The organism is Thioalkalivibrio sp. AKL19, assembly GCF_000420165.1.
Taxonomy (GTDB): domain Bacteria; phylum Pseudomonadota; class Gammaproteobacteria; order Ectothiorhodospirales; family Ectothiorhodospiraceae; genus Thioalkalivibrio.
In genome coordinates, this window is the sequence record NZ_ATUK01000010.1 from 331,122 (window position 1) to 355,427 (window position 24,306).

At 66.3% G+C, this 24,306-nt stretch carries 26 protein-coding genes; 17 read left to right on the top strand and 9 right to left on the bottom strand.

Annotation, left to right across the window (positions count from 1 at the left end; all coding sequences use genetic code 11):
- Positions 1–27: 27 nt before the first annotated feature.
- The 3 genes from F817_RS0103435 to F817_RS0103445 all read left to right on the top strand — a co-directional run bounded on the left by F817_RS0103435 (position 28) and on the right by F817_RS0103445 (position 2,876).
- Entirely contained in the window at positions 28–645 is a 618-nt protein-coding gene (locus tag F817_RS0103435) for a hypothetical protein (RefSeq protein WP_024326335.1), read from the top strand.
- 163 nt (positions 646–808) lie between these two features.
- Positions 809–2,443 carry a methyl-accepting chemotaxis protein gene (locus F817_RS0103440; protein WP_024326336.1) on the top strand — a complete coding sequence of 545 codons (1,635 nt, stop codon included), beginning with the start codon at positions 809–811 and terminating at the stop codon, positions 2,441–2,443.
- A 160-nt stretch (positions 2,444–2,603) separates the two neighbouring features.
- Positions 2,604–2,876: a hypothetical protein gene (locus F817_RS0103445; protein WP_024326337.1), complete on the top strand. Its 273-nt coding sequence runs from the start codon at positions 2,604–2,606 to the stop codon at positions 2,874–2,876.
- A 30-nt stretch (positions 2,877–2,906) separates the two neighbouring features.
- Here F817_RS0103445 and F817_RS0103450 read toward each other — a convergent pair whose 3' ends face one another.
- A complete protein-coding gene (locus F817_RS0103450; RefSeq protein ID WP_024326338.1) occupies positions 2,907–3,524 on the bottom strand; it encodes a class I SAM-dependent methyltransferase in 618 nt (205 codons plus the stop codon).
- 109 nt (positions 3,525–3,633) lie between these two features.
- On the opposite strand from F817_RS0103450, the gene F817_RS0103455 reads away from it, so the two are divergent.
- The gene (locus F817_RS0103455) at positions 3,634–3,936 is read left to right on the top strand and encodes a DUF3817 domain-containing protein (RefSeq protein WP_024326339.1); all 303 of its coding nucleotides are present in this window, start codon (positions 3,634–3,636) and stop codon (positions 3,934–3,936) included.
- Between the two features lie 262 nt (positions 3,937–4,198).
- Positions 4,199–4,546 carry an antibiotic biosynthesis monooxygenase gene (locus F817_RS0103460; protein WP_024326340.1) on the top strand — a complete coding sequence of 116 codons (348 nt, stop codon included), beginning with the start codon at positions 4,199–4,201 and terminating at the stop codon, positions 4,544–4,546.
- A gap of 64 nt (positions 4,547–4,610) precedes the next feature.
- Here F817_RS0103460 and F817_RS0103465 read toward each other — a convergent pair whose 3' ends face one another.
- Positions 4,611–6,041, bottom strand: a complete 1,431-nt coding sequence (locus F817_RS0103465; protein WP_029681021.1) for a plastocyanin/azurin family copper-binding protein — start codon at positions 6,039–6,041, stop codon at positions 4,611–4,613.
- Between the two features lie 294 nt (positions 6,042–6,335).
- Here F817_RS0103465 and mscL point away from each other — a divergent pair, with 294 nt between their 5' ends.
- From mscL to F817_RS0103480, 3 genes are all read left to right on the top strand, one after another.
- Positions 6,336–6,746, top strand: coding sequence for a large-conductance mechanosensitive channel protein MscL (gene mscL / locus F817_RS0103470; RefSeq protein WP_024326342.1), 411 nt, complete (start codon positions 6,336–6,338; stop codon positions 6,744–6,746).
- Between the two features lie 66 nt (positions 6,747–6,812).
- Positions 6,813–7,781 (top strand): daunorubicin resistance protein DrrA family ABC transporter ATP-binding protein, encoded by a 969-nt coding sequence (locus tag F817_RS0103475; protein WP_024326343.1) that lies wholly within the window; start codon positions 6,813–6,815, stop codon positions 7,779–7,781.
- The gene (locus tag F817_RS0103480) at positions 7,778–8,545 is read left to right on the top strand and encodes an ABC transporter permease (RefSeq protein ID WP_024326344.1); all 768 of its coding nucleotides are present in this window, start codon (positions 7,778–7,780) and stop codon (positions 8,543–8,545) included. The genes F817_RS0103475 and F817_RS0103480 overlap by 4 nt, the downstream gene beginning before the upstream one ends.
- A gap of 21 nt (positions 8,546–8,566) precedes the next feature.
- On the opposite strand, the gene F817_RS0103485 is transcribed toward F817_RS0103480, so the two are convergent.
- From F817_RS0103485 to F817_RS0103505, 5 genes are all read right to left on the bottom strand, one after another.
- Positions 8,567–9,607 (bottom strand): GGDEF domain-containing protein, encoded by a 1,041-nt coding sequence (locus F817_RS0103485; RefSeq protein ID WP_024326345.1) that lies wholly within the window; start codon positions 9,605–9,607, stop codon positions 8,567–8,569.
- 290 nt (positions 9,608–9,897) lie between these two features.
- Positions 9,898–10,398 carry a DsrE family protein gene (locus F817_RS0103490; protein WP_024326346.1) on the bottom strand — a complete coding sequence of 167 codons (501 nt, stop codon included), beginning with the start codon at positions 10,396–10,398 and terminating at the stop codon, positions 9,898–9,900.
- Positions 10,399–10,468: 70 nt separating this feature from the next.
- Complete coding sequence (locus tag F817_RS0103495; RefSeq protein WP_024326347.1) at positions 10,469–10,960, bottom strand: DsrE family protein; 492 nt, start codon at positions 10,958–10,960, stop codon at positions 10,469–10,471.
- A 29-nt stretch (positions 10,961–10,989) separates the two neighbouring features.
- Positions 10,990–11,601: a TetR/AcrR family transcriptional regulator gene (locus F817_RS0103500; RefSeq protein WP_024326348.1), complete on the bottom strand. Its 612-nt coding sequence runs from the start codon at positions 11,599–11,601 to the stop codon at positions 10,990–10,992.
- 220 nt (positions 11,602–11,821) lie between these two features.
- Positions 11,822–13,138, bottom strand: a complete 1,317-nt coding sequence (locus tag F817_RS0103505; RefSeq protein WP_024326349.1) for a rhodanese-like domain-containing protein — start codon at positions 13,136–13,138, stop codon at positions 11,822–11,824.
- Between the two features lie 138 nt (positions 13,139–13,276).
- On the opposite strand from F817_RS0103505, the gene F817_RS0103510 reads away from it, so the two are divergent.
- The 3 genes from F817_RS0103510 to F817_RS0103520 all read left to right on the top strand — a co-directional run bounded on the left by F817_RS0103510 (position 13,277) and on the right by F817_RS0103520 (position 16,442).
- The gene (locus tag F817_RS0103510) at positions 13,277–13,510 is read left to right on the top strand and encodes a heavy-metal-associated domain-containing protein (RefSeq protein WP_024326350.1); all 234 of its coding nucleotides are present in this window, start codon (positions 13,277–13,279) and stop codon (positions 13,508–13,510) included.
- 100 nt (positions 13,511–13,610) lie between these two features.
- The gene (locus F817_RS0103515; protein WP_024326351.1) at positions 13,611–15,137 is read left to right on the top strand and encodes a GGDEF domain-containing protein; all 1,527 of its coding nucleotides are present in this window, start codon (positions 13,611–13,613) and stop codon (positions 15,135–15,137) included.
- 3 nt (positions 15,138–15,140) lie between these two features.
- The gene (locus F817_RS0103520; RefSeq protein WP_024326352.1) at positions 15,141–16,442 is read left to right on the top strand and encodes an NRAMP family divalent metal transporter; all 1,302 of its coding nucleotides are present in this window, start codon (positions 15,141–15,143) and stop codon (positions 16,440–16,442) included.
- A gap of 22 nt (positions 16,443–16,464) precedes the next feature.
- Here F817_RS0103520 and F817_RS0103525 read toward each other — a convergent pair whose 3' ends face one another.
- Positions 16,465–17,376, bottom strand: a complete 912-nt coding sequence (locus tag F817_RS0103525; RefSeq protein WP_024326353.1) for an NAD(P)-dependent oxidoreductase — start codon at positions 17,374–17,376, stop codon at positions 16,465–16,467.
- A gap of 76 nt (positions 17,377–17,452) precedes the next feature.
- Between F817_RS0103525 and F817_RS0103530 the strand changes: the two genes are divergently transcribed.
- The 6 genes from F817_RS0103530 to rlmKL all read left to right on the top strand — a co-directional run bounded on the left by F817_RS0103530 (position 17,453) and on the right by rlmKL (position 23,846).
- Complete coding sequence (locus F817_RS0103530) at positions 17,453–18,316, top strand: DMT family transporter (protein ID WP_024326354.1); 864 nt, start codon at positions 17,453–17,455, stop codon at positions 18,314–18,316.
- A 196-nt stretch (positions 18,317–18,512) separates the two neighbouring features.
- Complete coding sequence (locus F817_RS0103535; protein ID WP_024326355.1) at positions 18,513–18,959, top strand: DsrE family protein; 447 nt, start codon at positions 18,513–18,515, stop codon at positions 18,957–18,959.
- Between the two features lie 304 nt (positions 18,960–19,263).
- Positions 19,264–19,710: a DsrE family protein gene (locus F817_RS0103540; protein WP_024326356.1), complete on the top strand. Its 447-nt coding sequence runs from the start codon at positions 19,264–19,266 to the stop codon at positions 19,708–19,710.
- Positions 19,711–19,845: 135 nt separating this feature from the next.
- On the top strand, positions 19,846–20,751 hold the full coding sequence (locus F817_RS0103545; RefSeq protein ID WP_024326357.1) for an ABC transporter ATP-binding protein: 906 nt from the start codon (positions 19,846–19,848) through the stop codon (positions 20,749–20,751).
- A gap of 4 nt (positions 20,752–20,755) precedes the next feature.
- Entirely contained in the window at positions 20,756–21,541 is a 786-nt protein-coding gene (locus F817_RS0103550) for an ABC transporter permease (protein ID WP_024326358.1), read from the top strand.
- An 82-nt stretch (positions 21,542–21,623) separates the two neighbouring features.
- Positions 21,624–23,846 (top strand): bifunctional 23S rRNA (guanine(2069)-N(7))-methyltransferase RlmK/23S rRNA (guanine(2445)-N(2))-methyltransferase RlmL, encoded by a 2,223-nt coding sequence (gene rlmKL, locus F817_RS0103555; RefSeq protein WP_024326359.1) that lies wholly within the window; start codon positions 21,624–21,626, stop codon positions 23,844–23,846.
- Between the two features lie 127 nt (positions 23,847–23,973).
- Here the strand turns inward: rlmKL and F817_RS0103560 are convergent, their stop codons facing one another.
- A complete protein-coding gene (locus F817_RS0103560) occupies positions 23,974–24,300 on the bottom strand; it encodes a hypothetical protein (protein WP_024326360.1) in 327 nt (108 codons plus the stop codon).
- Positions 24,301–24,306 lie beyond the last annotated feature (6 nt).

Consider the following 24,306-nt stretch of genomic DNA (forward strand, 5'->3'; position numbering starts at 1 on the left):
GCCTGTACGAACGAAACGGAGGCGAACGTGAGCGACGAACGGACCGGGGGCAGCGAAGGGGTGCTTCCCCTGCAGCGGCTTGCAGGGTGGGGACTGCGTGGCTTCGCTATCCTGACGGGCCTGGCTGGCTTGCTGGCATCGGGGGCTTTCTGGACCCTGGCGCAGGAGACATGGCAACTTCCGTGGCCGACCATTTCCCTGGTGGTTCTCCAGATCCTCTTTGCCATTGCGATACTAGCCTGGGCAGGGCTCCTGTGGCGGAGGGCACAGGTTTTGGGGGCACTGGAAACACGAGACTACCCCGCCATCACCTGCGTCGTGGTCTGTATCCGGCTGATGGGCGAACTGCTGGCCATTGGCTTCGTGCTGTTCTCGCTGGCGTTTGCGGTCCTCTCCCTGACGACCGTCGAGCCCCTGGCGAGTAACGCGGTGGTCGCTCTCGGCCTGAACGCCGACCGGATCGAACCGGCGGGCTGGATGCTGGCCGTGCTGCTCGCCGCCCTTTGGCCCCTTGCCGGGCTGTTCGCGGCCGGCATGGCCCTGTTCGGGACCTACCTGTTCGCGGACGCGATGACAGCGATGCTCGAGTACGTGCGCGATGTTCGGCGCATTCGCGAAACCCTCGCCTCCAGCAGCGCGAAGTAGCGCGACCCGACCCGCGCGCGAGCCCGACGTACTGGAAAACAGTCACCCCGAACGGCCTCGGCACGGTTGAGGTATCTCAAGGTTTTCCTTGGCAGGCCGTTTAAAGTGCCACTGGCCTGATGCGTCAGGCTCGCCCATTCCAGGCAATACAAAGGACCCGCCCATGAACCTCCGCTCGCTTTCCGTTCGATCCAAGCTGGTCATCACCATCGTGGTGCCCGTGGCCGCACTACTGCTGCTCGCGGCGCTGGCCGCCCGCGGCACGGCCAACATCGAGGACGGCGTGCAAAACATCTATCACGACCGGGTCGTGCCCCTGCAGCAGCTGAAGACCATCGCCGACAACTACGCGGTGCTGGTCATCGATGCGGTGAACAAGGCCGATGCCGGGCGGATGACGGCCGAAGAGGCGCTGGCCAACGTGCGCGAGGCGCGCACGGAGATCGCCGACATCTGGGAGGCCTACCTGGCCACCACGCTCACGCCCCGCGAGCAGGAACTCGCCGATGGCGCCCGCGCCTTGTTCCGTGCCGCCAACGCCGATCTGGACCGCCTGGAGGAAGCCCTTGAGGGGATGTCCGGCAATGTTCAGGGCGAGCTCGACGCCTTCAATGGTCCGCTGTACGACAGCATCGACCCGATCAGCGACCAGATTACCGAGCTGGTCGACCTGCAGATCGACGTAGCCGGGGCCGAGGCCGAACGCGTTTCGGAGTTCTATACGCAGGTGCTGGTGCGCACCGGCGGGCTGATGCTGCTGGTGCTGATCGCCGTGGTGATCACCGGCGTTTGGACGTACCGCTCGGTGGCACTCCCGATCGCCCACATGCGCGAAACCCTGGGCCAGATCGCCGAGCACCATGACCTGTCGCGCCGGGTGGATGTCAGCGCCGACGACGAGATCGGCGCCACCGCGAATGCGCTGAACAGCATGCTCGACCAGTTCCAGGACTCGATCCGCGAGCTGCGCACCCTGACCGACCAGATGGCCTCGGCCGCCGAGGAGCTGTCCGCCGTGAGCGCACAGACCGACGGCAACATCGACCAGCAACGCTCGCAGACCGAACAGGTCTCCACGGCGATGAACGAGATGGCGGCGACGGTGCAGGAAGTCGCCCGCAACGCCTCCGATGCCGCGTCCTCCAGCCAGGAAGCCGACCAGGAGTCGCGGGCGGGCGGCGAGGTGGTGCGCACGGTGGTCAGCGATATCGGGCGCCTGTCGGGCGAGGTCGCCACCATCGAGGAGACCGTGCGCAATCTGGACGAGAAAGGTCAGCAGATCGGCACGGTCCTGGATGTGATCCGTGGCATCGCCGAACAGACCAACCTGCTGGCCCTGAATGCGGCGATCGAGGCCGCCCGCGCCGGCGAACAGGGACGCGGCTTCGCCGTGGTCGCCGACGAGGTGCGGACCCTCGCCTCGCGCACGCAGGACTCCACCGCCGACATCCAGGCGATGATCGAGGCGCTGCAGGCCGGCACCCGCAACGCCGTGTCCGCCATGGGCCGCGGACGCGAGATGGCCGAGGCCACCAGCAACGACGCCGAACGCGCCGGCCAGGCGCTGGAATCCATCGTCCAGGCCGTCGGCCGGATCAGCGACATGACCACGCAGATCGCCAGCGCGGCGGAAGAACAGAACGCGGTGGCCGAGGAGATCAACCGCAACATCTACGCCATCAACGACATTACCGGCGATACCGCCAATGGTTCCCGCCAGACAGCAACCGCCAGCCAGGAGGTCGCGGACATCGCCTCGCGTGTACGCGACCTGGCCTCCACCTACCGCATCGCCTGACCTTGATGCTCGGGGCGGTGGCGGCGCCGGGGCCGGCGGGTTTCATGCGGACGACGCCGATTCGACCGGAACAATGGCTGCGGGGTGTTGACCGCAAGCGCTTGCGCGCAGGATGGGTGCGCACACGTGCATGTCTCCGCGTGGCCCCGAGGGCGTTCGCATGAGGCTGTGGTCAAAGTGGAAGAAAGGGGGATCCTTGCTGGCCGATGTCCTGCAGCGCCAGGGGATCGATCCGAAGGCGGCCGCGGCACGGGAAAGCTTCAAGCAGATCCTGGATGACGCCGAGGCCGCGGCGGATGCGCGCCTGGAGCGCGAGCAAGAGGACACCGGGGCCCTGTCGCGGGAGGAACACAACACCCGCTGGGAGGTGCTGTTCTTCGAAGAGATCCGTGCCCGGGCCAGGGCCCACGCCGCGAAGGGCAAAGACCGCTGAGCGACAAGCGGCGGCGGGCCGGCCGGTGACTCACGCGCTCTTGCGGAATACGCACCAGTTGAACGGCTGCTCGGTCCCGCCCGGGGTCACGTGTACCTCCCGCTGCGACTGCACCAGTACACATTCCGGACCGAACGCGTCCTGCAGGGTATCCGGAGAGTGACGCTGGACCGGCAGGCCGGAACACGTTTCCGGGCCGTCGGGCGCGAAGGTCCCGATCACCACGTGTCCGCCCGGACGCAGTGCCCGCCGCATCTGCCTCGCATAGCGGGCACGTTGATCCGGATCGGTCAGGAAGTGGAACACCGCACGGTCATGCCAGACATCGAACGACGCTTCGGGGAACGCATATCCCAGTACGTCTGCTTCCTGCCACACCACCTCTGACGCGCGCGTCCCGATCCGTTCCCGTGCCTTCGCGAGCGCCGCCCCGGACAGATCGACCACCGTCAGGTTGCCGTAGCCCGCCGTCAGCAACTCGTCCGCCAGGACAGAGGCGCCGCCGCCGATATCCACAATCGCGGCATCCCGATCCGGGGCAACGGCCTCGATCAGCGCCCGCGACGTTCGCGCCTGGGCCTGATACCAGCCTACCGCATCGGTGGCACGGGTCTGGTAGACGTGTTCCCAGTGCTGCCTTGTACTCATGCGGGTTCCTGGTGACCGAAGCGAGGCTTCTCGTGCCGAAAGGTTACCAGAGGCGTTCGGACGGCCTGTGCTACCCTCCGCGCCGATCCCCATGCCACCGGTCCCGACCATGCAATTCTTCCGTCTGCTCAGCGTCATCGAGGGCATTTCGCTCCTCGTCCTGCTCTTTGTCGCGATGCCCCTGCGCAGCTACGCGGACATGCCGCTGGCCGTGACCTACGCGGGCTGGGTGCACGGCGTCCTGTTTATCGTCTATGGCGCGACCTCGTTGTTCGCCAGCCATCTGAGCGGCTGGCCGGTATGGAAGTGGCTGCTGGTCTTGTTCCTCGGCGTTGTCCCCTTCGGCTTTCTCTACGTCGACCACCTGATCCGGCGCGAAATCTCCAACGCAAGCGCGGCCAGGACAGCCTGACGCCCAATCATCACGGGCCACGACCCAACCGCCTTCTGCCCCCGCTCGTCATCCCGGCGGGATCGAAGCGCAGAGCCGGGATCTCCTACGTCAGCGACTCCCCCAGCGCCGGAGATCCCGGGTCGCCGCTGCGCGGCGTCCGGGATGATGGCCCCAGGTGTGCCTCGATGAATCGGACTGGCCACTCGTCCCTTGAATACCTTCCCCAGAACCGACGCTCGCGTGGTCTAATCGGCCCTTCATCCCCATACCAAAGCCCGCCATGATCGCCGTAATCTTTGAAGTGGAACCGCATACGGAACGCAAGCAGGACTACCTGGATGCGGCCGCGAGTCTGCGCGAACACCTGAAGGACGTCGACGGATTCCTCTCCATCGAGCGTTTCGAAAGCCTGAGCCAGCCGGGCAAGGTGCTGTCACTGTCTTTCTGGCGGGATGAAGCGGCCGTTCGGGAATGGCGCAACCTGGAGGAGCACCGCCAGGTGCAGGCGGCCGGGCGCGGCGGCATCTTTGCCGACTACCGGCTACGGGTAGCCGAGGTCGTGCGCGACTATGGCATGCACGACCGCGACCAGGCCCCGGACGACTCCCGCCGGGCCCACGGTTCCTGACCCCCGTCAATCCACCAAACACGGCTGCGCGTGGGGCAAGGCTCCCCGATCGTGACAGCCCGCGTTAGTCCGGATCCCGCACGATGATGCGCCCTTCCATATAGGGGTGCGGGGCGCAGATATAGTTGTACGTACCCGGCTCCGTCAGCGTGACGCTGTCGCTCTCGGCATGGCTCAGCATCGCCGTGGCGAACGACTGCGGGCCGCTCATGACGACGGCATTGTGCGCCCCCGAGGTCTCCCCGAGACCGTAGGTAAAGACGTCCTCGTTCACCCAGGTAACCTTGGTGCCCGATGCCACCTCGACGACCTTCGGATAGAAGGAATTGCCCTTCATTTCGATCACGACCTCGTCCACATCGTCCCCGAACCGGACCGGACGATCGGCTCGGGCGGGTACCGGGTTCGTCTCGGCCGCGGGGATACCGAACGGCGAAAGGATACGCCGGGCTTCACCGATCCGCTCCGCGCGCTCCCCCTCGTCGTAGGTGGGACCGTCGGCCAGGACCTCGGAGGGGGTATCCGCATCCGCACGCGCGTCCAGCAATCCGATCGCCCCGCGGCTGGTGGCCCCGACGCCATGATCCAGCATGGTGTAGACGCCTTCCTCCGGGGGTATGCGGAACTCGATCACCCAGGAGTCCGAGGGACCCGTGGTCACCGTCTGGCCCCCTGGCCACCGTGCTTCCGGGTGCCCCTGCCAGTACACGTAGTCCCAAACGATGCCGACGATATGGAAGGTCGACAGAAGATTGGGGCCGATATTCATGAAATACATGCGCACGTAGTCGCCCGGCCGGACGGGGATGGGGTTCTCCACGTAGCGGAACAGCTGGCCATTGAAGGCGGTGTAGCTGGCGTCGCCTTCCACCGCCTCCTTGCCGCTGGCGTACAGTTCGTGCTGCAACATGTACAGCTTCAGGTCCGGCTCCTGTCCCAGATCCGCCTCCAGCTGGTAGGACTTATCGCGGGGCTCGACCACGATCATCCCGTACTGGCCGAACATCACGTGCATCGGGATGGCGTGGCCCCCCGGGGCGCAGTGATACATGAAGACCCCCGGCGTGGTGGCACGGAAGGTCACCGACTTGGTCTGCCCGGGGAGGATGTGCCCGACGTGCTTCGAGGTCTGGGTATAGGCGGCATGGATCGAGGCGCCATGCATCACATCGCCGCTATTAGTGATCTCCATGCGCACGATGTCGCCCTCGGTCACCCGCAGCGTGGGTCCAGGCAGCTTCCCGTCGATCAGGAAGCCGTCGTAGACCACGCCCTGCCCGATGGGCACCTGCCCCTCGTCCAGGTCGATCCGGAACACATGGTCCGGCTCGGCATCCTGGGAGACGTACCCGGTCGGGCGGGTCTCGAGGCCCTCGTCGCGCTCGATGATCTCGATAAAGTCGCTGTCGCCGAACAGCGCGCTGAAATCCGGCCCCGGTGTTGCCTGGGCCACGGGGGCCGCCCACCAAAGCACAACCAGGGCGAGCCACGCCATGCCGCGTGCAGCGACGTGGTCCCGGCCGGTGGGAGCTTGTACGCATTCCGTCTGTTTCATGGAGAGCTCTCCTCAGGTTCGGACGGACAAAGTCCCGCCATATAACCTTTATAGCAGATACAGCTAAATCTGCCGGCCGCCGGGAAACGGCGCGAGCCGAGCCAAGCGATCATCCGGATGCATGAGTGCGTGCGGGCGAGCGCCCGCGTTTGCCGAGGTTCTTCCCGGCACCGCCTCGCAACACCCCCACGCTGGCCTATAGATCGAACCGTAATCACCGACTGGAGACGAGGCATGGGCATCGTGAACGAGTTCAAGCAGTTCGTGGCGCGTGGCAACGTAGTGGACATGGCCGTGGGCGTCATCATCGGGCTGGCGTTCGGCCAGATCGTTTCGTCACTGGTTTCCGATGTGGTGATGCCGCCGATTGGCCTGCTGATCGGCGGGGTCGATTTCTCCGATCTGATGATCGTGCTGCGCGAGGCGGAAAACGGCGTGGCAGCGGTCACGATCAATTACGGTACATTCATCAAGCGCGTGGTGGACTTCCTGATCATTGCCGCGGTGGTGTTTGCCGCCATCAAGATGATCGCCCGCCTCCAGCGCAAGGAGGAGGCAAAGCCCGCGGAACCCCCGGCCCCCAGCAACGAGGAAAAGCTGCTGGCCGAGATCCGCGATCTGCTGAAGACGCGCCGGGACAGCTGACGGGAACGCCCGGAACCGGCACAACCCGAAGGCGTCTCAGCAAAAACAGGAAGACTGGAGACGAGTTTGGACAACGCCATCGAAGCGGAAGGTCTGGTTCGCGCCTTTGGCGCCACCCGGGCCGTGGACGGGGTGGACCTTCGGGTACCCTCCGGGCAGGTCCTGGGCCTGCTGGGTCCGAACGGGGCCGGCAAGACCACCGTGGTGCGCATGCTGGCCACGCTGCTCGCCCCGACTGCCGGTACGGCCCACGTTGGCGGCTTCGATATGGTCCGCGAAGCCGCTCGGGTGCGCGAGATCATCGGCCTGACGGGCCAGTACGCATCAGTGGACGAGAAGCTGACCGGGCGCGAAAACCTGATCCTGATCGGCCGCCTGCTGGGCCTGAAACGCCGGGAGGCCCGGGCCCGCGCCGACGAATTGCTGGGAGACTTCGACCTGCGCGAGGCCGCAAATCGCCCCGCGCAGACCTATTCCGGAGGCATGCGGCGCCGACTGGATCTGGCCGCCAGCCTGGTAGGCCGGCCACGCATCCTGTTCCTCGACGAACCCTCCACCGGCCTGGACCCGCGGGCCCGCCGCGATCTGTGGGAACGCGTGCGGCAACTGCAAGCCGGTGGCACCACCGTGCTGCTGACCACCCAGTACCTGGAGGAGGCCGATGCCCTGGCCGATACCATCGTGGTACTCGACCACGGCCGGGTCATCGCCAAGGGCACGGCCGCGGAACTGAAGGCGCGGGTCGGGGGCCGCACATTGTTCCTGGTGGTGGCCCACACGGAACAGGCCGCTGCCGCCGGCGACCGGGTGGCCGGGATCGTGGGCACGCAGCCCCGGGTGGACGGCGAGACCATCAGCGTGCCGGTATCCAACCCGTCGCTGCTGCCTGCGGTGCTGCGTGACCTCGACGCCGCCGGCATCGAGGTCGCGGAGCTGGGGCTGCGCGGCGCCAGCCTGGACGACGTGTTCCTGTCCCTGACCGGGCGCAGTGGAGCCAGCCGTGAAGAGCCCGGCGCCGGGGAGGACGCGGCATGAAAGCCATCGACCAGACCCTGGCGCTGGCCTGGCGCAGCCTGGTGCAGGTGCGCCGCAACCCGTGGGAGCTGGGCGACTACAGCATCCAGCCGATCCTGTTCCTGGTGCTGTTCCTGTTCGTGTTCGGCGGGGCCATTGCCGGCTCACCGGAGAACTACCTGGCGTTCGTGCTGCCGGGCGTGATCGTGATGAACATGCTTTTCGTCACCGTGTATGTCGGCCACGGCCTGAACACCGACCTGACCCGTGGCGTGTTCGACCGCTTCCGTGCCCTGCCCATCCCGCGCTGGGCGCCACTGGCCGGCCGCATCCTGGCGGACGTGGTCAAGCAGCTTTTGTGTATTGCGCTGTTGCTGGTGGTCGGGTATCTGCTGGGCTTTCGCCTGGAGACTTCATGGGCCCATCTACTGGCGATGGTGGCGCTGGTGCTGGCCTTCGCGGTGGCCTTCTCCTGGGTGATGGTGCTGGTGGGCGTGATCGCTCGCGACCCCGAGCATGTCCAGCTGTTCGGCTTTACCGCGCTGTTCCCGATCACCTTCGTCAGCTCCGCCTTCGTGCCCGTGGACACGATGCCGACGTGGCTGCAGGGCTTCGTGCAGGCCAACCCGGTATCGCTGCTGGCGGATGCCGCCCGCGGACTGATGAATGCCGATGGTCCGGCCCTGGAGCCGGCACTTGGGTCGCTGGCCTGGGCCCTGGGGATTGCGCTGGTGTTCGCGCCACTGTCGGTCTACATGCTCAACCGCCGCCTCGCGCGCGGCTAGCCCGGCATCCACCCCGGTCGTTCAGAACAGTTCGATCTCGCCAGTCTGGATGCTGGAGGGCTCCACCGCACCTTCGGCCACCAGCCGGTCGTACAGGCAGACCCGGTTCTTGCCATGTGCCTTGGCGTAGTACAGGGCCTGGTCGGCCTCATCCAGCACAGCGCTAACGGTCTTGTAAGACTGCAACCGCGTCACGCCAATGCTGGTCGTGACACGACCGACCCGCGGCAAGGCATAATCGGCGACCGCATCCTTGAGCCGTTCGAATGTGGCGACAGCCCGGTCGGCGCCGGCAATCTGGGCCAGGACGACGAACTCCTCGCCACCGAAACGATAGATCAGGTCGTTGTCACGGAAGCTCTGCTGCAGCAGCCGGGCCAGCAGGATCAGGACTTCGTCTCCGTAGACGTGCCCAAAACTGTCATTGATCTTCTTGAAGTCATCAACATCGATGACGGCCACCCAGATCTGCGTTTCCTCGGGGCCGGGCTCGTGACGGCGATCGTCCGCAAGCCCGGGGCGGGTAACACTGCGCCCCATCGTCGCGAGGTCACGAAAGTTCGCGTCGAAGGTCTTGCGGTTGAGCAACCCAGTGAGCTCGTCGGTCTGCGCATCGTCGATCAAACGCACGAAATTGCGGTAGACCGAGAGGAAGCTCTCGACCAGGAGTGTATCGAGCGACTCGTTACTTCCGTCGTCATCGAAAGAAAACACCAGACAGATACTGAATTCGTTGAGTCCGGACATGGGAAAGACCGAGACCCGAGAGCCGGATTCGTCGACATCCGCGACCGGCTGGCCAGTCGCCAATGCCCGTTCCAGCAACCCGGCGGGCGTGGGCTGATCCGCGGAATCAAACGGAACCGTCATCACGGCATCGTGCTTGCGATCGAACGAATGCAGGCTCCTGGGTCGCCCATCGGCCTTCAACTGAATCGCCCAGATGCACGCAGACTCGTAAATGCCGTCCAGTGTCTTGAGCAGGCTGTACTCCAGACGCTGGGCATCGCGGTTGCCCGTCAGGTGGGCCAGTCCGTCAAGCAGGTCACGGCTACTGGGCATGGCGTGGATCCCGTGGATTCGGTGAGGGCCGCGGGCACCCCGGTTCGATCGTCCGGGGTGCCCGCGGCGCGAAATCACTTTGCGCAAATGCCGCCGGGCAGCGCGCGAACCTGGGACACTGCCCCGCCCACAAGGTTTCCCGACGGAGCAACGCCCGAATTTCGAACTTCATGATAGTCGAAAAGCACGGCGCCGAGCGAAGGGCTTCACTCGAGGAGGTAGCTGGAGGCAAAGCAGTCGTCGCCTCCCTGCGACGACAAGAAAGGACCCGTGTGAGGGCCGGCGGGAACTCAGTAGACGGGGACCAGTGCGTAGCCCTGGTTCTGGTAGCCCATGACGGCGATGAACCCACTGCGGACCGGCTGGATGGGCTCCAGCACCTGGTCGTTGTCCACCCCGTAGGCGCGGGTCGCGGCGGCGCAGACCTCCATCTTCACACCCAGCTCATCGAGGCGGTCGACGGCCTTGGCGATCTCTTCCAGGGTGTCGCCGTGGTCGATGGCGATCTCCGGCTCGGGGTCGGTGGTGATGAACTTCACCGCCTCGGCGATGAAGACCATGCGCAGATCGGGCTCCACGCCCTCCTTGAGCAGGTTCTCGTGGTTGGTGGCGATGCCGCGCAAGTAGGCCAGCATCACGTTGGGATCGGACTTGCGCATGTCGTAGACCGCCCGCATGGTCTCGATGCCCTGGGTCGCCTCGCGGTTGTCCAGGCCCTCGGCGGCGGCCGTGGACGCCAGACCGAGCGGCAGCAGCAGGGCCACAAGCAGGATCACTATTCGGTTTCGCATGGATACTCCTCCTTTCGTGGTTTAGGTCCGGGGGTCTCGTCCCCGGACTCGGAGCCTGAATCACTCGGACTCAGTAGATGGGGATGACCGCGTAGCCCTGCGCCTGATAGCCGGTCAGGGAGACGAAGGTGTTGCGCACCGGTTCGATGCCGGGTAGCAGCTCGCCATGTTCGACCCCGAACAGCCGGGTGGCCACGGCACAGGACTCCATGCGAACGCCCTTCTCCTTCAACGCAGCCACGTGCTCCTCGATGGCGTCGAGGTGGTCAAACTCGGTCAGATCGAAGCGTTCGCGGTCCTCGGACACCATGGTCACGGCCCGCCCGCGAAACGCCAGAATCATGTCCGGCTCGACACCTTGATCGGTCAGGTCGTCAAAGGTCTCGCGAATCACCATCAGATATAGCGCCAGCATCTCCGGGTCATTGTTGTTCAAGTCGAACACCACCCGGCCCTGTTCAACACCCTCCAGGGCCCGGGCATCGGTGGGGGTATCGGCCTGGACGCTCAAGGCGGACAGGGACAAGGCAAACAGCAGGAACAGGGAAGCAACGATTTTCATGGGGGCTCTCCTTCGTGGTGGAAGCGGGGTTACGGGTTGTCCGCGGGGGTCATGACAATGGCGCGCCAGGCGGCCTCCTGCGTCTCGGCCAGGTAGTGCGCCAGCGGTTGCTCCAGGACACCGTCGAGGTGCAGGTGCAGCAGGCGGATCGCGCCGCCGAACGCGGCGGTGGCGGCCACGGGTACCTCCATCGGGCGAACTTCGCCGTTCTGAATGCCCTGCTCGATGCACTCGCGCATGCGCTGGAACGGCTGCGAGGAACACACCGGCGGCTCGTCCGGAAGAAACTCGCGGTGGCGCGCCTCCAGCACGAAGCGCAGGGTCTGAGGGGCCACGATCGCGGCCTCGAACAGGAACGCGATAATCCCGTCACAGCGCGCACGGCAGTCACTCTCGCGCTCCATCACCTCGGCCAGGCCGGCGTCCATGCGTTGCAGCAGGTCGTCGTACAGCGCCTTGGCCAGCGCCTCCTTGTTGCCGAAGTGGTGATAGATCGAGCCAATGGAGACCCCGGCCTGGCGACGGATGTCATGGATGGAGGTATTGAAATAGCCATCACGACTGAACCGCTCCAGGGCGGTATCCAGCACGAGCTTGCGCAGTGCGGCACCGCGCACCGATTGCTTTGGGTTTTCCGTCATCACCACAACCGAACCGAACGTTCGTTCTAATTTAGCGCGAACATATGCGAAACGCCATACGCCGGCCACGAGACATCGCGGAAAAACGAGCGAGCCCATGCGCTGCACAGGCCCGATCAATACCCTGGAGGGGGCGGGCCGCCGATGGGAGGCCCGGATTATGGATGGAGATTGCTTCGCTGCGCTCGCGATGACCGGGTCACCGCACCCGGATTGCGGTTCAGAAGTCCTCGAACTCCATGGCGCGGAAGACGCGGCCGGCGTTCTGGCGGTGCAGTTCGCCGTAGGTGTCCAGGTGACGGTAAGCGGTCTGGTCGATGTTGTAGGCATCGTTCAACGTGCCGCCCTCGTCCAGGATGCGCTGGACTTCTCCGCGCAGATACACGAGGTAATCGTGCGTGTAGCGCCGGAGCACATCGAAGTCACTCACGGGGTCGCCGTGGCCCGGGATGATGTAGTCGGCATCCAGGGCCTCCAGTTCGTGCCAGGTCTCGATCCAGCCGGCGGTGTCGGTGTACTCGAAGATCGGGAGCATGCGCTGGTGAAAGGCCAGGTCGCCGGTAATGAGCGCCTTGCGCTCGGGCGCCCAGATGGCGATATCGCCCGGGGCATGGCCCGGGCCGAGATAGCGGACCTGGATGGTCTCGCCACCCATGTCCAGGTCCAGGCGGGTGGCGAAAGTGACATCCGGCGTGCCCAGCTCGGTCATGAAGGACTTGTCGCGGGTGCGATTGGCCGCGCCCTCCAGGCTGGCCTGGCCGTTGGCCTCGATCTCGCGCCAGGCATCCTTGTGGGCGATCACCGTGGCGCCCTGCTCCTGCCAGTAGGTCATGCCGAGCATGGCATGGCCCTGGGCGTTCTCCAGCACCACGTATTTCACTGGCTGGTCGGTGATCTTCCGGATCTCCTCGTGCAGTGATTTGGCCAGCAGGTAGTTGTCGCCGGCGTTCATCACCACCACGCCGTCCTCGGTGATGATGAACGACAGGTTGTTGTTGTGGCCGGAATTCTCGTAGGTGGAGGGCTGAGTCGCGCCAATCGCGGACCACACACCGTCGGTTACCTTTTGCGGGCGATCGTAGAGGAACGAGTCCCGCGCCTTGTCCAGCACGTACAGCGGCAGGCCCGCGTCCTGCCACTCGAAGAAGCCACCGGGATAGTTCTGCACGTTGGTGTAGCCCATCTGCTGCAGGGTCTGCGCGGCGGCCACGCTGCGCAGGTTCTGGCCGCAGTAGACGACAATCGGGGTGTCCTTGTCCGGGATCTCGCCGGGGGCCTCGAACTCGATCCAGCCACGCGGGATATTGAGCGTCTCGCTGGAACGGATCTGCCCGCCGGTGTGCTCGATCTCGGTGCGGGTGCGCACATCAATCACCACGTGGTCCGGCTCGCTGGCGATCCACTCCTGCAGGCCCTCCTTGTCGATGTTGGTGATCTCGGCGTTGGCCGCCTCCAGCAGCGTATCGCCCGTCAGTTCCTCGGCCTGCGCGGTACTACCCACCGCGGCAAGGGCCAGCCCCAGCCAGATCGCTCGCATCGTCGTTCTCCCTTTTGCATTCATCCCTTCACCATAGCCCCCTGTTCCGCCGCCGGCCAGGTCTCCGCTTGAGTCAGCCCGTGCGCCGTCTATATTCATGGAGACGGCGCACGGCCCAGTGGCCGAAGGAGCCCCCCGATGAGCAATCACATGGCGGATGTCACCATCCACATCGACGAGCACACCGATCACGCGTCGCGCGAACGCATCCAGGACACCCTGCGCGAACTGCCCGGCGTAATGGCTGCCTCCAGCCACGACGAACGGCCCCACCTGATGGTCGTGGAATACGACCCCGAGCGGATCAACAGCCGCAAGCTGCTGGACACGGTGACCGCCTCCGGCGTGCATGCCGAACTGATCGGCCTGTAGCGCCGGGGCACTGGCGGATCGCGCCAGCACCCCCTCGTAACCCGCAATCGGCGCATGCCGAAACGGGACAACCCCTCACCGGTCTGTCACCATATCGGAAATGGGGAAATGGGCCGGCACACAGCGCGACAAGGTGCACTCGGTAGGCAAGCCAGACCGCCGGGATACCCGGTTATTGCACCCGAATGCCTGGAAGGTGCTACTGGCTGTCGGCCTCCTGCTGACCGCAGCCTATGTCGCCCTGCCCTATGGCCTGGCGGCCAGCGGCCTCTACGTGATCGCCACCGCAGGCGCCGCGGTCGCCGTCGGCATTGCCCTGCTACAGCGCCCGCGACCGTTCGCCGCGACCGCCTGGGGCCTGGTCGCGGCCGCACTGGCACTGGCGGCCAGCGGCCACGCCATCTGGTACTGGCTCGACCTGCAGGGCCTGGAACCCTTCCCCTCGGCCGCGGATGTCTTCTATCTGTCCGTATATCCGCTGTTTGCCGTGGCGCTGTGGCGACTGGGAGCTCCGACCGCACGCGACGACGGTGCCCTGGTGGATGCCCTGATCGTGGGGATCTCGGCGGCGGTACTCGGCTGGGCGCTGCTGATCGCCCCCTACACCTACGACTCCGACCTGACCTGGCTGCAATTGCTGGTTTCGGCCGGCTATCCGGTCGCGGACCTGATCCTGCTACCGCTGGTCCTGCGCCTGGTGTTCCTGCATCAAACGCGCATCACCGCCCACAGCGTCCTGCTCCTGGGGATGCTGGCCTACCTGACCGCCGACCTGCTCTACGCCCACGGAAACTCCACCGGCTGGTACACCGCTGGGGGCCTGACCGATGCATTCTGGCTGATTGCCTATTCCCTGATCGTGGCGGCTGCGTGGCACCCTTCCGCCAAGATGGAACCGCGCGCGCACACCTCGGCCGCCGAACTCTCCGGCCGGCGTCTGCTCGTGCTGGGCGCCGCATCCGTCCTGGTACCCATGGTGATCCTGTTTACCGCTGGCAGCGAGATGGAGATCATCCGCGTCGCGGCAATCGCTTCTATCCTGCTGTTCCTGCTGGTGTTGTACCGGATGGCCGGACTGCTGCGCGAGACCCAGCACCAGGCCCGGCGCCTGGAGCACCTCTCGCACACGGACCCGCTGACGGGCGTCAGTAATCGCCGCCACCTGGAAGAACAGCTGGCCCGCGAAATCGCCCGTGCCGAACGCACCCGGGGTCCGCTGAACCTCGCATACCTGGATGTCGACCATTTCAAGCGCTTCAATGACACCCATGGCCATGCCGCCGGCGACGCCCTGCTGCAGGAAATGGTGGATGCCTGGCGCCCCATCCTGCGGCCCACGGATCTGCTGGCACGCTTCGGCGGCGAAGAATTCGTGGTGGCACTCCCGCATGTGGATGCGCAACAATCCCGGCTGGTGCTGGAGCGCCTGCGCGCCGTAATGCCCTACAGCCAGACCTGCTCGGCCGGCATTGCCAGTTTTCGTCCCGGCGACACCGCGGACTCGCTGCTGGGGCGCGCCGACCAGGCCCTGTACGCGGCCAAGAACAGCGGACGCGACCGCATTATCATCGCCTCCACCGACTCCCTGCCCGAACCGAATCCGCCAACATCCGAGGGGAACCACTGATCCATGACTGCTTCCACCCGCGCCGCGCTGCGCGCCGCCATCGGACCGGGCCTGCTGATGGCTGGAGCGGCCGTCGGCGTGTCGCATCTCGTCCAGGCCACCCGGGGCGGGGCCGAATACGGGCTGCTGCTGATCCCGATCGTGCTGCTGGCCTGCCTGTTCAAGTATCCATTCCTGGAGTTCGGCCCGCGCTACGCGGCCGCCACTGGACATCACCTGCTGACCGGCTACCACCGGCTCGGCAACTGGGCACTCGGGCTCTACATCGCGGTGACCGTGGGTACCCTGTTTACCATCCAGGCAGTGGTCACGCTGACCACCGCCGGGCTGGTCACACTGGTCTTTGACCTGGATCTGTCGGTCACCCTGGTCTCGGCCCTGGTGCTGGCCGCATGCATTATGTTCCTGATGATCGGCGCCTACCGCGGGCTCGATCTGGGCATGAAGATCATCATGGCGGCGCTCAGCGTCTCCACCGTGGCCGCCGTGGCACTCGCCTTCCGCGAGGCTCCGGACCTGGTCACCCTGTCCGGCGCGCAAGAGTGGTCGAGCCTCTGGACCCTGGCCGGCTTCGCCTTCGTGCTGGCCCTGCTGGGATGGATGCCGATCCCGCTCGATGTGGCCGCCTGGCATTCGATCTGGACCCAGGAGCGCGCCCGCCAGACGGGCCACGCCCCAACGGTACGCGAGGCGATCTTCGACTTCCGCCTGGGCTACCTGGGCGCGGTGGTGATTGCCCTCGCGTTCATGCTGCTGGGCGCGGTGCTGATGTATGGCAGCGGGATCGGCTTTGCCCCGGGGGCGGCCGCCTTCTCCGCTCAGCTGGTAGACCTGTATGCCCATAGTCTGGGCGAATGGAGCCGCACCCTGATCGCCGTGGCCGCCCTGACCACAATGTTCTCGACCACCCTGGCCGTCACCGATGCCTACCCCCGTGTGATCGTGGCGATCATCCGCACCCTGCGCGAGGACGGCCACGCACCACAGACCATGGATCCCTCGCGCAAAGGCGAACGAGGCCTGGACTGGTGGGGCTACCGGATCGCGCTGCTGGTGGTCGCCAGCGGCGCCGTGCTGCTGATTTCGCAGGCCGGGGAACACTTCACCCGCCTGGTCGATTTCGCCACGCTGCTGTCGTTCCTGTCCGCCCCAGTACTGGCCTGGATCACCTTCAAGGTGGTGATGTCACCGGACATGCCGGAGCAACACCGACCAGGGCGCGGCATGCGCGCCCTGTCCTGGGCCGGGATCGTATTCGGCCTGGTGTTCTCGGTGCTCTACATCCTCTGGCGCCTGTTCGGCTAACCCGCGACGCCAAGAACCGCCTTTAACGCCCTTGATCGTCACGGGCGTGAAGGCAAAAACGCGCCAGGATGGCCACATCGTGATCGGCCTGCCCGGCCTCCAACGCCTCGTCCACCGCGCGTCGCACCGGCATGAGTCCATCGAGGCTCAGCCCCACCGCCTCGCCCAGCCCGGCCACAATGCCCAGATCCTTGTGGTAGAGCCCGGTCTGGAAACCGGGCTCGAAGTCGCCATCCAGTAGCCGCTGGCCGTGTACCTCCAGGATGCGCGAACCGGCAAAGCCTCCCATTAACGCCTCGCGCATGCGTGCCGGGTCCACCCCGGTCTGTTCGGCCAACGCAAACGCCTCCCCGATCGCGACCAGGGTCTCGCCCACCACCAGCTGGTTGCAGGCCTTGGCGATCTGCCCCGCGCCGCTGTCGCCCACGTGGGTCAAGGTGGAGCCCACCACCTCGAAGATCGGTCGCAGCCTCTCGACAACATCGACCGGCCCGCCCACCATCAGGCTCAGGGTCCCGGCCCGCGCGCCCGGCTCCCCGCCCGAAACCGGGGCATCCACGAAGGTCACCTCGCGTTCGGCAGCCGCGCGGGCGATGGCGCGGGTGCGCATCGGGTCGATGGTGCTGTGATCGATCACGATCAGTCCGGGACGGGCGTGCTCCAGGACCCCGTCCGGCCCCAGCATCAGCGCCTCGACATCCGGCGTATCGGAGACATTCAGCACCAGCACCCTCACACCGCGAACCAGCTCCGGGAGGCTCGTGCATGGCTGCGCCCCATCCTGCGCGAGTGCTTCAGCCGTCTCCGGCCGGCGCGCCCAGACCTGGACGTCGGCCCCGGCGGCGAGGAGGTTGCGGGTCATGGGTGCCCCCATGATGCCGAGGCCAATGGCTCCGATCGACTGCAGTTCGGGCGGGATCTGGGATGCGGACATACGGCACTCCGAAAACGGTACCCAGGCACTGTAACAACCCCGCTGGAAAAGCGGCACATGGAGGGTGAACCGGATCATGCAACGCGAACACCTGCACGGCTCCCTGCTCGCCTTCACCGGCGTGATGGCGCTCAGCTTCGACGGACTGCTGGTGCGCCTGGCCGACACCCAGGGCATGGACATCGTCTTCTGGCGCGGGGTGCTGATGGCCCTTGCCCTGACCCTGCTGCTGCGCATCCTCGACGGGCGCTGGGCCTGGACCCACCTGCGCCTCGGCGGGCGCGCTGCCGGCTGGGTCGCGGCCGGGTTCGCGGCGACCACCATCCTGTTCGTGCTCGCCATCCTGCACACCACGGTGGCTAACGTGGTGGTCATCCTGGCGGCCTCGCCACTGTTCGCGGCCGTGTTCTCCGGACTGCTGCTGCGCGAATGGGTGCCGCTGCGGACCTGGGTCGCCATGCTGATCTGTATCGGCGGGATTGCCGGGGTGTTGGCCGGCTCGCTGGAGGCCGGGGGCTGGCTCGGCGACGCCCTGGCGCTGCTGGCGGCCCTGGTCGTCGGCATCAACCTGACCCTGCTGCGCCGCTCGCCCCAAGTGGACCGGCTGGCCGTGATCGCGGCGGGCGGGATGCTGGCCGCGCTGATCGCATGGCCGCTGGCGACGCCACTCGCCGTCGGCCTCGACAGCCTCGCGGTCCTGGCGCTCATGGGCCTCGTCCAGCTCCCGCTGGCGCTGACCCTGATCGCCCTGTCGACCCGCTACCTCCCGGCCGGCGAGGTTGCCCTGTTCCTGGTGCTGGAGGCGGTGTTCGGCACACTCTGGGTCTGGCTGTTTCTGGCCGAGGCCCCGAGCCTGCTCACACTACTGGCCGGCGGCCTGGTCCTGCTCACCCTGGCCGTGCATGCAACGTGGGGCATGCATGAAAGACGAACACCCTAATATTCTAATTGTCGACTCTATATCAAATTCTTATGTTGCATCTTTTCGGAATAATCGCGAACGGTTCCCGTCCTCCCCATAACCGGATACGAAAGGCACGGACGCCCACTATCGGATCCGGTCTGCTCATTGCAGCGCGACATACGCCCCGGGCGTATCGAAAACAAAACACGGGAACAAACGCAGGAGCCCGATCATGAAAAAACGCTTCATCCTTCCGCTGGCCATGGCCGCCGCCGTATTCGCCCTGCCGGGTACCGCCCTCGCGGATAGCTACTATTCCGAGCAAAAAGTCGTCTATCACGTGAACCATGACAATGAACAGCGGCAGATCGGCGCGATGCGGAACATCCAGAACCACATCAACGCCGTGGGCGCCGACCGCATGAGCATCAAGGTCGTGATGCACGGCAACGGGCTCAGCCTGCTGCAGCACGCCAAGTCGAACGAAGACCTGAAGGCCTTCGTCGACCAGCTGAAGATGCAGGACGTGGACTTCCAGGTGTGCAACAACACCGTCGTTGGCCGGAATATCGATATCGCCAACGATCTCTACGACGCCTCCGAGGACGACATCATCCCGAGCGGCGTGGCCCACCTGTCGCACCTGCAGCAGGACGGTTACACCTACGTGCGTCCGTAATACCCCTGCGGCAAGCACCGCGGCGACCGCCATCTCCCGGTCGTCGCTTCGGGCCCGGGACTTCCCGGGCCCTTTTCTTTGTGCCAATAGACCCCACGCGTAAACCCGCCCCGGCTCGTGCCGCACATGACCCTATTGTGGCGCTGCAGACGGGAATAGGCGCATGGCTGATGCGTCTTATCCACACCTGTCGATCGCCTTCACCGCGAAGTCCCCGATCGCAGCGCGCCACCCCCGGCGCAAGGCCCCGTGGCGTACTCGAAACCCGCCCGGGTTCGTTGTTGTTTCAGGAGGAACCTGTGCAATGAACACAATGAAACTGATCCTGCCCGTACTGCTCGCAATGGTACTGAGCATTCCCGGCCTGGCGGCCGCGAGCGAGTTCGACTACGGCACCCACAAGGTCGTCTACCACGTGAATTACGACGACGAGCGGCGTTACATGGGCGCGATGGGCAACATCCAGAACCACATCAACGCCGTTGGCGCCGAGAACATGGAGATCAAGGTGGTGATGCACGGAGATGGCCTCGGCCTGCTGCAAACCGCCAACACCAACGAGAACCTGCGCGGTCGCATCGAAAACCTCAAGATGCAGAACGTGGAATTCCAGGTCTGCGCGAACACCCTGCGTGGACGCAGCATCGAGCTGAGCTCACTGTTCGATGCCTCCGAGGCCGACGTGATCCCCAGCGGCGTGGCGCACATCTCCTGGCTGCAGCACCAGGGCTACACCTACAGCAAGCCGTAACCGCGGCGCGTAATCCATCCACGGCGAGGCCCGGATCGAGAGATCCGGGCCTTTTTCATGGTGCCGCACCGGGACATTGGGGGCACTGCCGCGAACCGGTATGGTATGCACTCTCCATCCGTCCCGAGTCTCGCCGTGTCCGCCATTCACATCCAGCAGCTGTACAAGGCATACGACGGCGTTGCGGTCGTGGACGGCGTGGATCTGGAGATTGCCCCCGGCGAGTTCTTCGGCCTGCTGGGCCCCAATGGCGCCGGCAAGACCACCACCCTGCGCATGCTGCTGGGCATGACGCCGATCGACGGCGGGCAGGTCGAGGTCCTGGGCCTGCCCATGCCGGAGGGCGAACGCGCCGTGCGCGAACGCCTGGGCATCGTGCCCCAGTTCGACACGCTCGATCCCGACTTCACGGTGATCGAGAACATGCGCACCTACGCCGCCTACTTCGGCCTGGCCGGGCCGGAGGTCGAGTCGCGCATCGACCGGCTACTGGGGCAGGTCAACCTGAACGACAAGCGCGGCGCGCGCATCGACGCCCTGTCCGGCGGCATGAAGCGCCGCCTGACCCTGGCCCGTGCGCTGATCAACGAACCCGAGGTGGTGGTGCTGGACGAACCCACCACCGGTCTCGACCCACAGGCCCGGCATCATCTGTGGCGCCAGCTTCGGGCACTGCGCGCCTCGGGCGTCACCCTCGTGCTGACCACCCACTACATGGAAGAGGCCGAGGAGCTGTGCGACCGCATCGCGATCATCGACCACGGCCGCATCATCGCCTGTGATGCCCCAAGCCGGCTGATCGCCGAGCACATCGAGCCCTGGGTGCTGACGGTCGGCGGTGCGGACGCCGGGGAGGTCCTGCAGCGCGAACTGGGCCCGAAGGACCGGGCCCACCAGGTCGCCGACACGTGGCTGGTCTACACCGCCGAGCCCGACCGGCTGCGCGAGCGCCTGCGCACGTTGGGCCACGAGCCGACCCTGCGCGAGGCGGATCTGGAAGACGTCTTCCTGAAACTCACCGGCCACGAGCTGAGGGACTAAGCCCATGTCCGGCGACCACCCTATCCTGCCCCGCCCCAGCCTGCGCTTCGTTGCGGTCTGGCGGCGCAACCTGCTGGTCTGGCGCAAGCTGATTGTGCCGTCCATGCTGGGCAACTTCGGCGAGCCCATCCTGTACCTGCTGGCCTTTGGCTACGGCTTTGGCAGCCTGGTGGGCGATCTCGACGGCATGCGCTACATGGTGTTCATCGCCTCGGGCATCATCTGCTCCTCCGCGATGTTCACCGCGAGCTTCGAGGGCATGTACTCCGCCTACACCCGCATGGCAGAACAGAACACCTGGCTGGGCATGCTCGCGACCCCGCTAACCCTGGACGACATCGTCTTCGCCGAGGCCTCCTGGGCCGCGACCAAGGGCCTGATCAGCGCCATCACCATCCTGGTGGTCGCCAGCCTGCTGGGGCTGGTCGCCGATGCCCGCGCGCTGCTGGCGCTGCCGGTGATCTTCCTCGCCGCGTTCACCTTCGGCGCGCTGGCCCTCGTCATCACGGCCCTGGCGCGCAGCTACGATTTCTTCCTCTACTACTTCACCCTGGCCGTAACGCCCATGCTGCTGCTCTCGGGCGTGTTCTTCCCGCTCACGGAGTTGCCCGGCTGGGTGCAGGGCCTGGCCCTGGCCCTGCCGCTGGCGCACGTCCTGGAGATCGTGCGGCCACTGATGACCGGCACCTGGCCCGCGGCCTGGCTGCCGCACCTGGCCGTGATTGCCGCCTACGGCCTCGGCGCCATCATCCTGGCGACCTACCTGATCCGCCGGCGCCTGCTGCGCTGAACGCCGCGCGTCCCCGGTCCCGCTCCGGCACAGCACCCGGTTGTGCCAGAATGTCGGGCTTCCCAGCCTGCCCGAGCCCGCGATGACCGAGTCTTCCTCCGGCGAACCGATTGCCCCCTTCGACCCGACGGCCGACGACCGCGAATACCTGGCCACGGCCGCCGGCGGGCTCGCCCCGCTGGTCGCTCGCGAGCTGGAGGGTCTCGGTGCCCTGGACCTGCGGGAAGACCGCGCCGGCATCCACTTTCACGCGGATCTCGCCACGCTGTACCGCTGCCTGCTTGGCAGCCGCGTGGCCAGCCGCATCCTGCTGCCGCTGGCGCGCTTCGACGAACCCGACGGCGATGCCTGCTACGTCGCCAGCCGGACCCTGGACTGGCCCGCCCTGTTCGGGCTCGACGCCACCTTTGCCGTGGATGTCACCGGGAAGAGTTCGCACATCGGGCATACCCATTTCGCCGGGGTGCGCGTGAAGGATGGCATCGCCGATGCCTTCCGCGACGCCACCGGTGAACGCCCCGACGTGGACGCCCCCGATCCGGACGTGCGCGTGCTGCTGCAACTGCAGGGCCGGCAGGCCCAGATCAGCCTGGATATCGGCAACGGTGGCCTGCACCGTCGCGGCTATCGCGGCAGCGGCGGCGAGGCCCCGCTGCGCGAGAACCTCGCCGCCGCCCTGCTGATGCGTGCCGGCTGGCCGGAGCACTTGGAGACCCATCCCGACGCGCAGTTCCTCGACCCCTTCTGCGGCAGCGGCACGCTGGTGATCGAAGCGGCCCTGATGGCCACCCGTACCGCCCCCGGCCTGCTGCGCGAGGGTTTCCGCCCCCATGGCTGGTCCGGCCACGACGCCGGGCTCTGGGCCAGCTGCGTGGCCGAGGCGCGTGACGCGGTGCGCCCCTGGCAGGGCCCGCCGCTGCGGGGCAGCGACCGCGACCGGGGGGCGGTGGCCGCCGCCCGCAAGGCGGCCCAGGCCGCCGGCGTGCGCGACTGCACGCGCTTCGAACAGGCCGATGCCCTGACCCTGGAGCCCCCGGCCGACCACGGCATGCTGGTCAGCAACCCGCCCTACGGCGAGCGCATCGGCAACACCCCGGAACTGATCAAGCTCTACAGCCTGCTGGGCGAGCGCCTGCGCAGCGCCTTCGGCGGCTGGCATGTCGCCCTGCTGGTCGCGGATACCACCGACTCGCAACGCCTGGGCCTGCGCGCCAGTCACAAGCACCGCTTCTACAACGGCACCCTCGCCTGCCACCTGCTGCAGTTCGAGATCCATCGGCGCGACGAGCCGGCCGCGGCCCCGGCGCCGGATTTCGCCAATCGGCTGCAAAAGAACCTGCGCCACCTGGCCCGCTGGGCACGCCGCCAGGGAGTCACCTGCTATCGCATCTACGACGCGGACCTGGCCGAATACCCCCTGCAGATCGACCGCTACGAGGCCGAGGACGGCACGGTTCACCTGCATGTGCAGGAGTTTGCCGCACCCGCCAGCGTCGATGCGGCACGCGCCGAGGCGCGTCTGCGCGGGGCACTGGCCGCGATGCTGGAGGTTACCGGCATCGAACCCGCCCATCTGCATTACAAGCAGCGCCGGGCACAGAAGGGACGCTCGCAGTACCAGCGCGCGGAGACCGTCCAGCCCGCTCCGTTTCCGGTGCACGAGCACGGCTGCCGCCTGTGGGTCGACCTGGATGCCTACCTCGACAGCGGGCTGTTCCTGGACCATCGACCGATGCGCCTGCGCCTGCAACAGGAATGCCGCGGCCTGCGCCTGTTGAACCTGTTCTGCTACACCGCCGCGGTCAGCGTGCATGCCGCAGTGGGCGGTGCCCGCCAGACCGTCTCGGTGGACCTGTCCAACACCTACCTGGAGTGGGCCGCGGACAACTTCCGCGCCAACGGCCTGGAGGCCGAGATCCGCGATGGCCGCAGCCGGCGCCAGCCCGGCACCCACGCCCTGCTGCGCGAGGACGTGATCCACTGGCTGGAAGGGGCCACGGACACCCCCGGCATGGTGTTCGAGCGGATCTTCCTGGACCCGCCCACCTTCTCCAACTCCAAGCGCACCGAGGACGACTTCGAGGTGCAGCGCGACCATGCCCACCTGATCCTCCTGGCGGCGCGCCTGCTCACCCCGGACGGCGTGCTCTACTTCTCCACCAACCGCCGCCGCTTCGAACTGGACCACGAGTCCCTGACCGGGCTCCATGCCCGCGACATCACCCGCGAGACCCTGGACGAAGACTACCGACGCCCGCCCCCGCCCCATCGCTGCTGGGCCATCACACCCGCGACCGGCGAATAGGACCGCGCCGGGCGCCGTTTGTGGACAACCTCGCGAGGCTCCACAACGAACGGCGCCGGGAAGTGTTCACGGTTCGAAAAAAAACGCCCCGGACCAGCCGGGGCGTTTCGTTGTCACCGTGTCAGGATCAACGCGGTGGGTAGTACGTCTCCAGGTAGTCCAGGATCTCTTCCTCCACTTCAGGCGAGAACTCCCAGAGCCCCTGCGTGTCCTGCATCCAGCGGATCTGTTCCAGCCAGATCTTGCGGGTATACCCCCGACTCGTGAACAACCGGGCCGAGTGGCACACCGTGCAATTGTTCTTGACCGTATCGAATCCCGGGGCCTTGATCAGCCCGGTTTCCGAGTCGGTCTTGTACTCCTCGGCCGCCTCGACGTGGTCGCCCGCAAATGCGGGCGCCACCCAGAGGAGGCCGAGGATGGCCGGCAACAACAGGACCATCTTCGACTTCATTAGGGC

What these genes read in the sequence shown, in the direction of transcription:
- F817_RS0103445 (WP_024326337.1), top strand. Translation starts at nt 2,604, where the DNA reads ATGAGGCTGTGGTCAAAGTGGAAGAAAGGGGGATCCTTGCTGGCCGAT.
- F817_RS0103515 (WP_024326351.1), top strand. Translation starts at nt 13,611, where the DNA reads ATGGGGAAATGGGCCGGCACACAGCGCGACAAGGTGCACTCGGTAGGC.
- F817_RS0103560 (WP_024326360.1), bottom strand. Translation starts at nt 24,300, where the DNA reads ATGAAGTCGAAGATGGTCCTGTTGTTGCCGGCCATCCTCGGCCTCCTC.
- F817_RS0103450 (WP_024326338.1), bottom strand. Translation starts at nt 3,524, where the DNA reads ATGAGTACAAGGCAGCACTGGGAACACGTCTACCAGACCCGTGCCACC.
- F817_RS0103455 (WP_024326339.1), top strand. Translation starts at nt 3,634, where the DNA reads ATGCAATTCTTCCGTCTGCTCAGCGTCATCGAGGGCATTTCGCTCCTC.
- F817_RS0103485 (WP_024326345.1), bottom strand. Translation starts at nt 9,607, where the DNA reads ATGCCCAGTAGCCGTGACCTGCTTGACGGACTGGCCCACCTGACGGGC.
- F817_RS0103525 (WP_024326353.1), bottom strand. Translation starts at nt 17,376, where the DNA reads ATGTCCGCATCCCAGATCCCGCCCGAACTGCAGTCGATCGGAGCCATT.
- F817_RS0103495 (WP_024326347.1), bottom strand. Translation starts at nt 10,960, where the DNA reads ATGAAAATCGTTGCTTCCCTGTTCCTGCTGTTTGCCTTGTCCCTGTCC.
- F817_RS0103520 (WP_024326352.1), top strand. Translation starts at nt 15,141, where the DNA reads ATGACTGCTTCCACCCGCGCCGCGCTGCGCGCCGCCATCGGACCGGGC.
- F817_RS0103440 (WP_024326336.1), top strand. Translation starts at nt 809, where the DNA reads ATGAACCTCCGCTCGCTTTCCGTTCGATCCAAGCTGGTCATCACCATC.
- F817_RS0103480 (WP_024326344.1), top strand. Translation starts at nt 7,778, where the DNA reads ATGAAAGCCATCGACCAGACCCTGGCGCTGGCCTGGCGCAGCCTGGTG.
- mscL (WP_024326342.1), top strand. Translation starts at nt 6,336, where the DNA reads ATGGGCATCGTGAACGAGTTCAAGCAGTTCGTGGCGCGTGGCAACGTA.
- F817_RS0103535 (WP_024326355.1), top strand. Translation starts at nt 18,513, where the DNA reads ATGAAAAAACGCTTCATCCTTCCGCTGGCCATGGCCGCCGCCGTATTC.
- rlmKL (WP_024326359.1), top strand. Translation starts at nt 21,624, where the DNA reads ATGACCGAGTCTTCCTCCGGCGAACCGATTGCCCCCTTCGACCCGACG.
- F817_RS0103510 (WP_024326350.1), top strand. Translation starts at nt 13,277, where the DNA reads ATGAGCAATCACATGGCGGATGTCACCATCCACATCGACGAGCACACC.
- F817_RS0103530 (WP_024326354.1), top strand. Translation starts at nt 17,453, where the DNA reads ATGCAACGCGAACACCTGCACGGCTCCCTGCTCGCCTTCACCGGCGTG.
- F817_RS0103540 (WP_024326356.1), top strand. Translation starts at nt 19,264, where the DNA reads ATGAACACAATGAAACTGATCCTGCCCGTACTGCTCGCAATGGTACTG.
- F817_RS0103465 (WP_029681021.1), bottom strand. Translation starts at nt 6,041, where the DNA reads ATGGCGTGGCTCGCCCTGGTTGTGCTTTGGTGGGCGGCCCCCGTGGCC.
- F817_RS0103490 (WP_024326346.1), bottom strand. Translation starts at nt 10,398, where the DNA reads ATGCGAAACCGAATAGTGATCCTGCTTGTGGCCCTGCTGCTGCCGCTC.
- F817_RS0103460 (WP_024326340.1), top strand. Translation starts at nt 4,199, where the DNA reads ATGATCGCCGTAATCTTTGAAGTGGAACCGCATACGGAACGCAAGCAG.
- F817_RS0103550 (WP_024326358.1), top strand. Translation starts at nt 20,756, where the DNA reads ATGTCCGGCGACCACCCTATCCTGCCCCGCCCCAGCCTGCGCTTCGTT.
- F817_RS0103505 (WP_024326349.1), bottom strand. Translation starts at nt 13,138, where the DNA reads ATGCGAGCGATCTGGCTGGGGCTGGCCCTTGCCGCGGTGGGTAGTACC.
- F817_RS0103500 (WP_024326348.1), bottom strand. Translation starts at nt 11,601, where the DNA reads ATGACGGAAAACCCAAAGCAATCGGTGCGCGGTGCCGCACTGCGCAAG.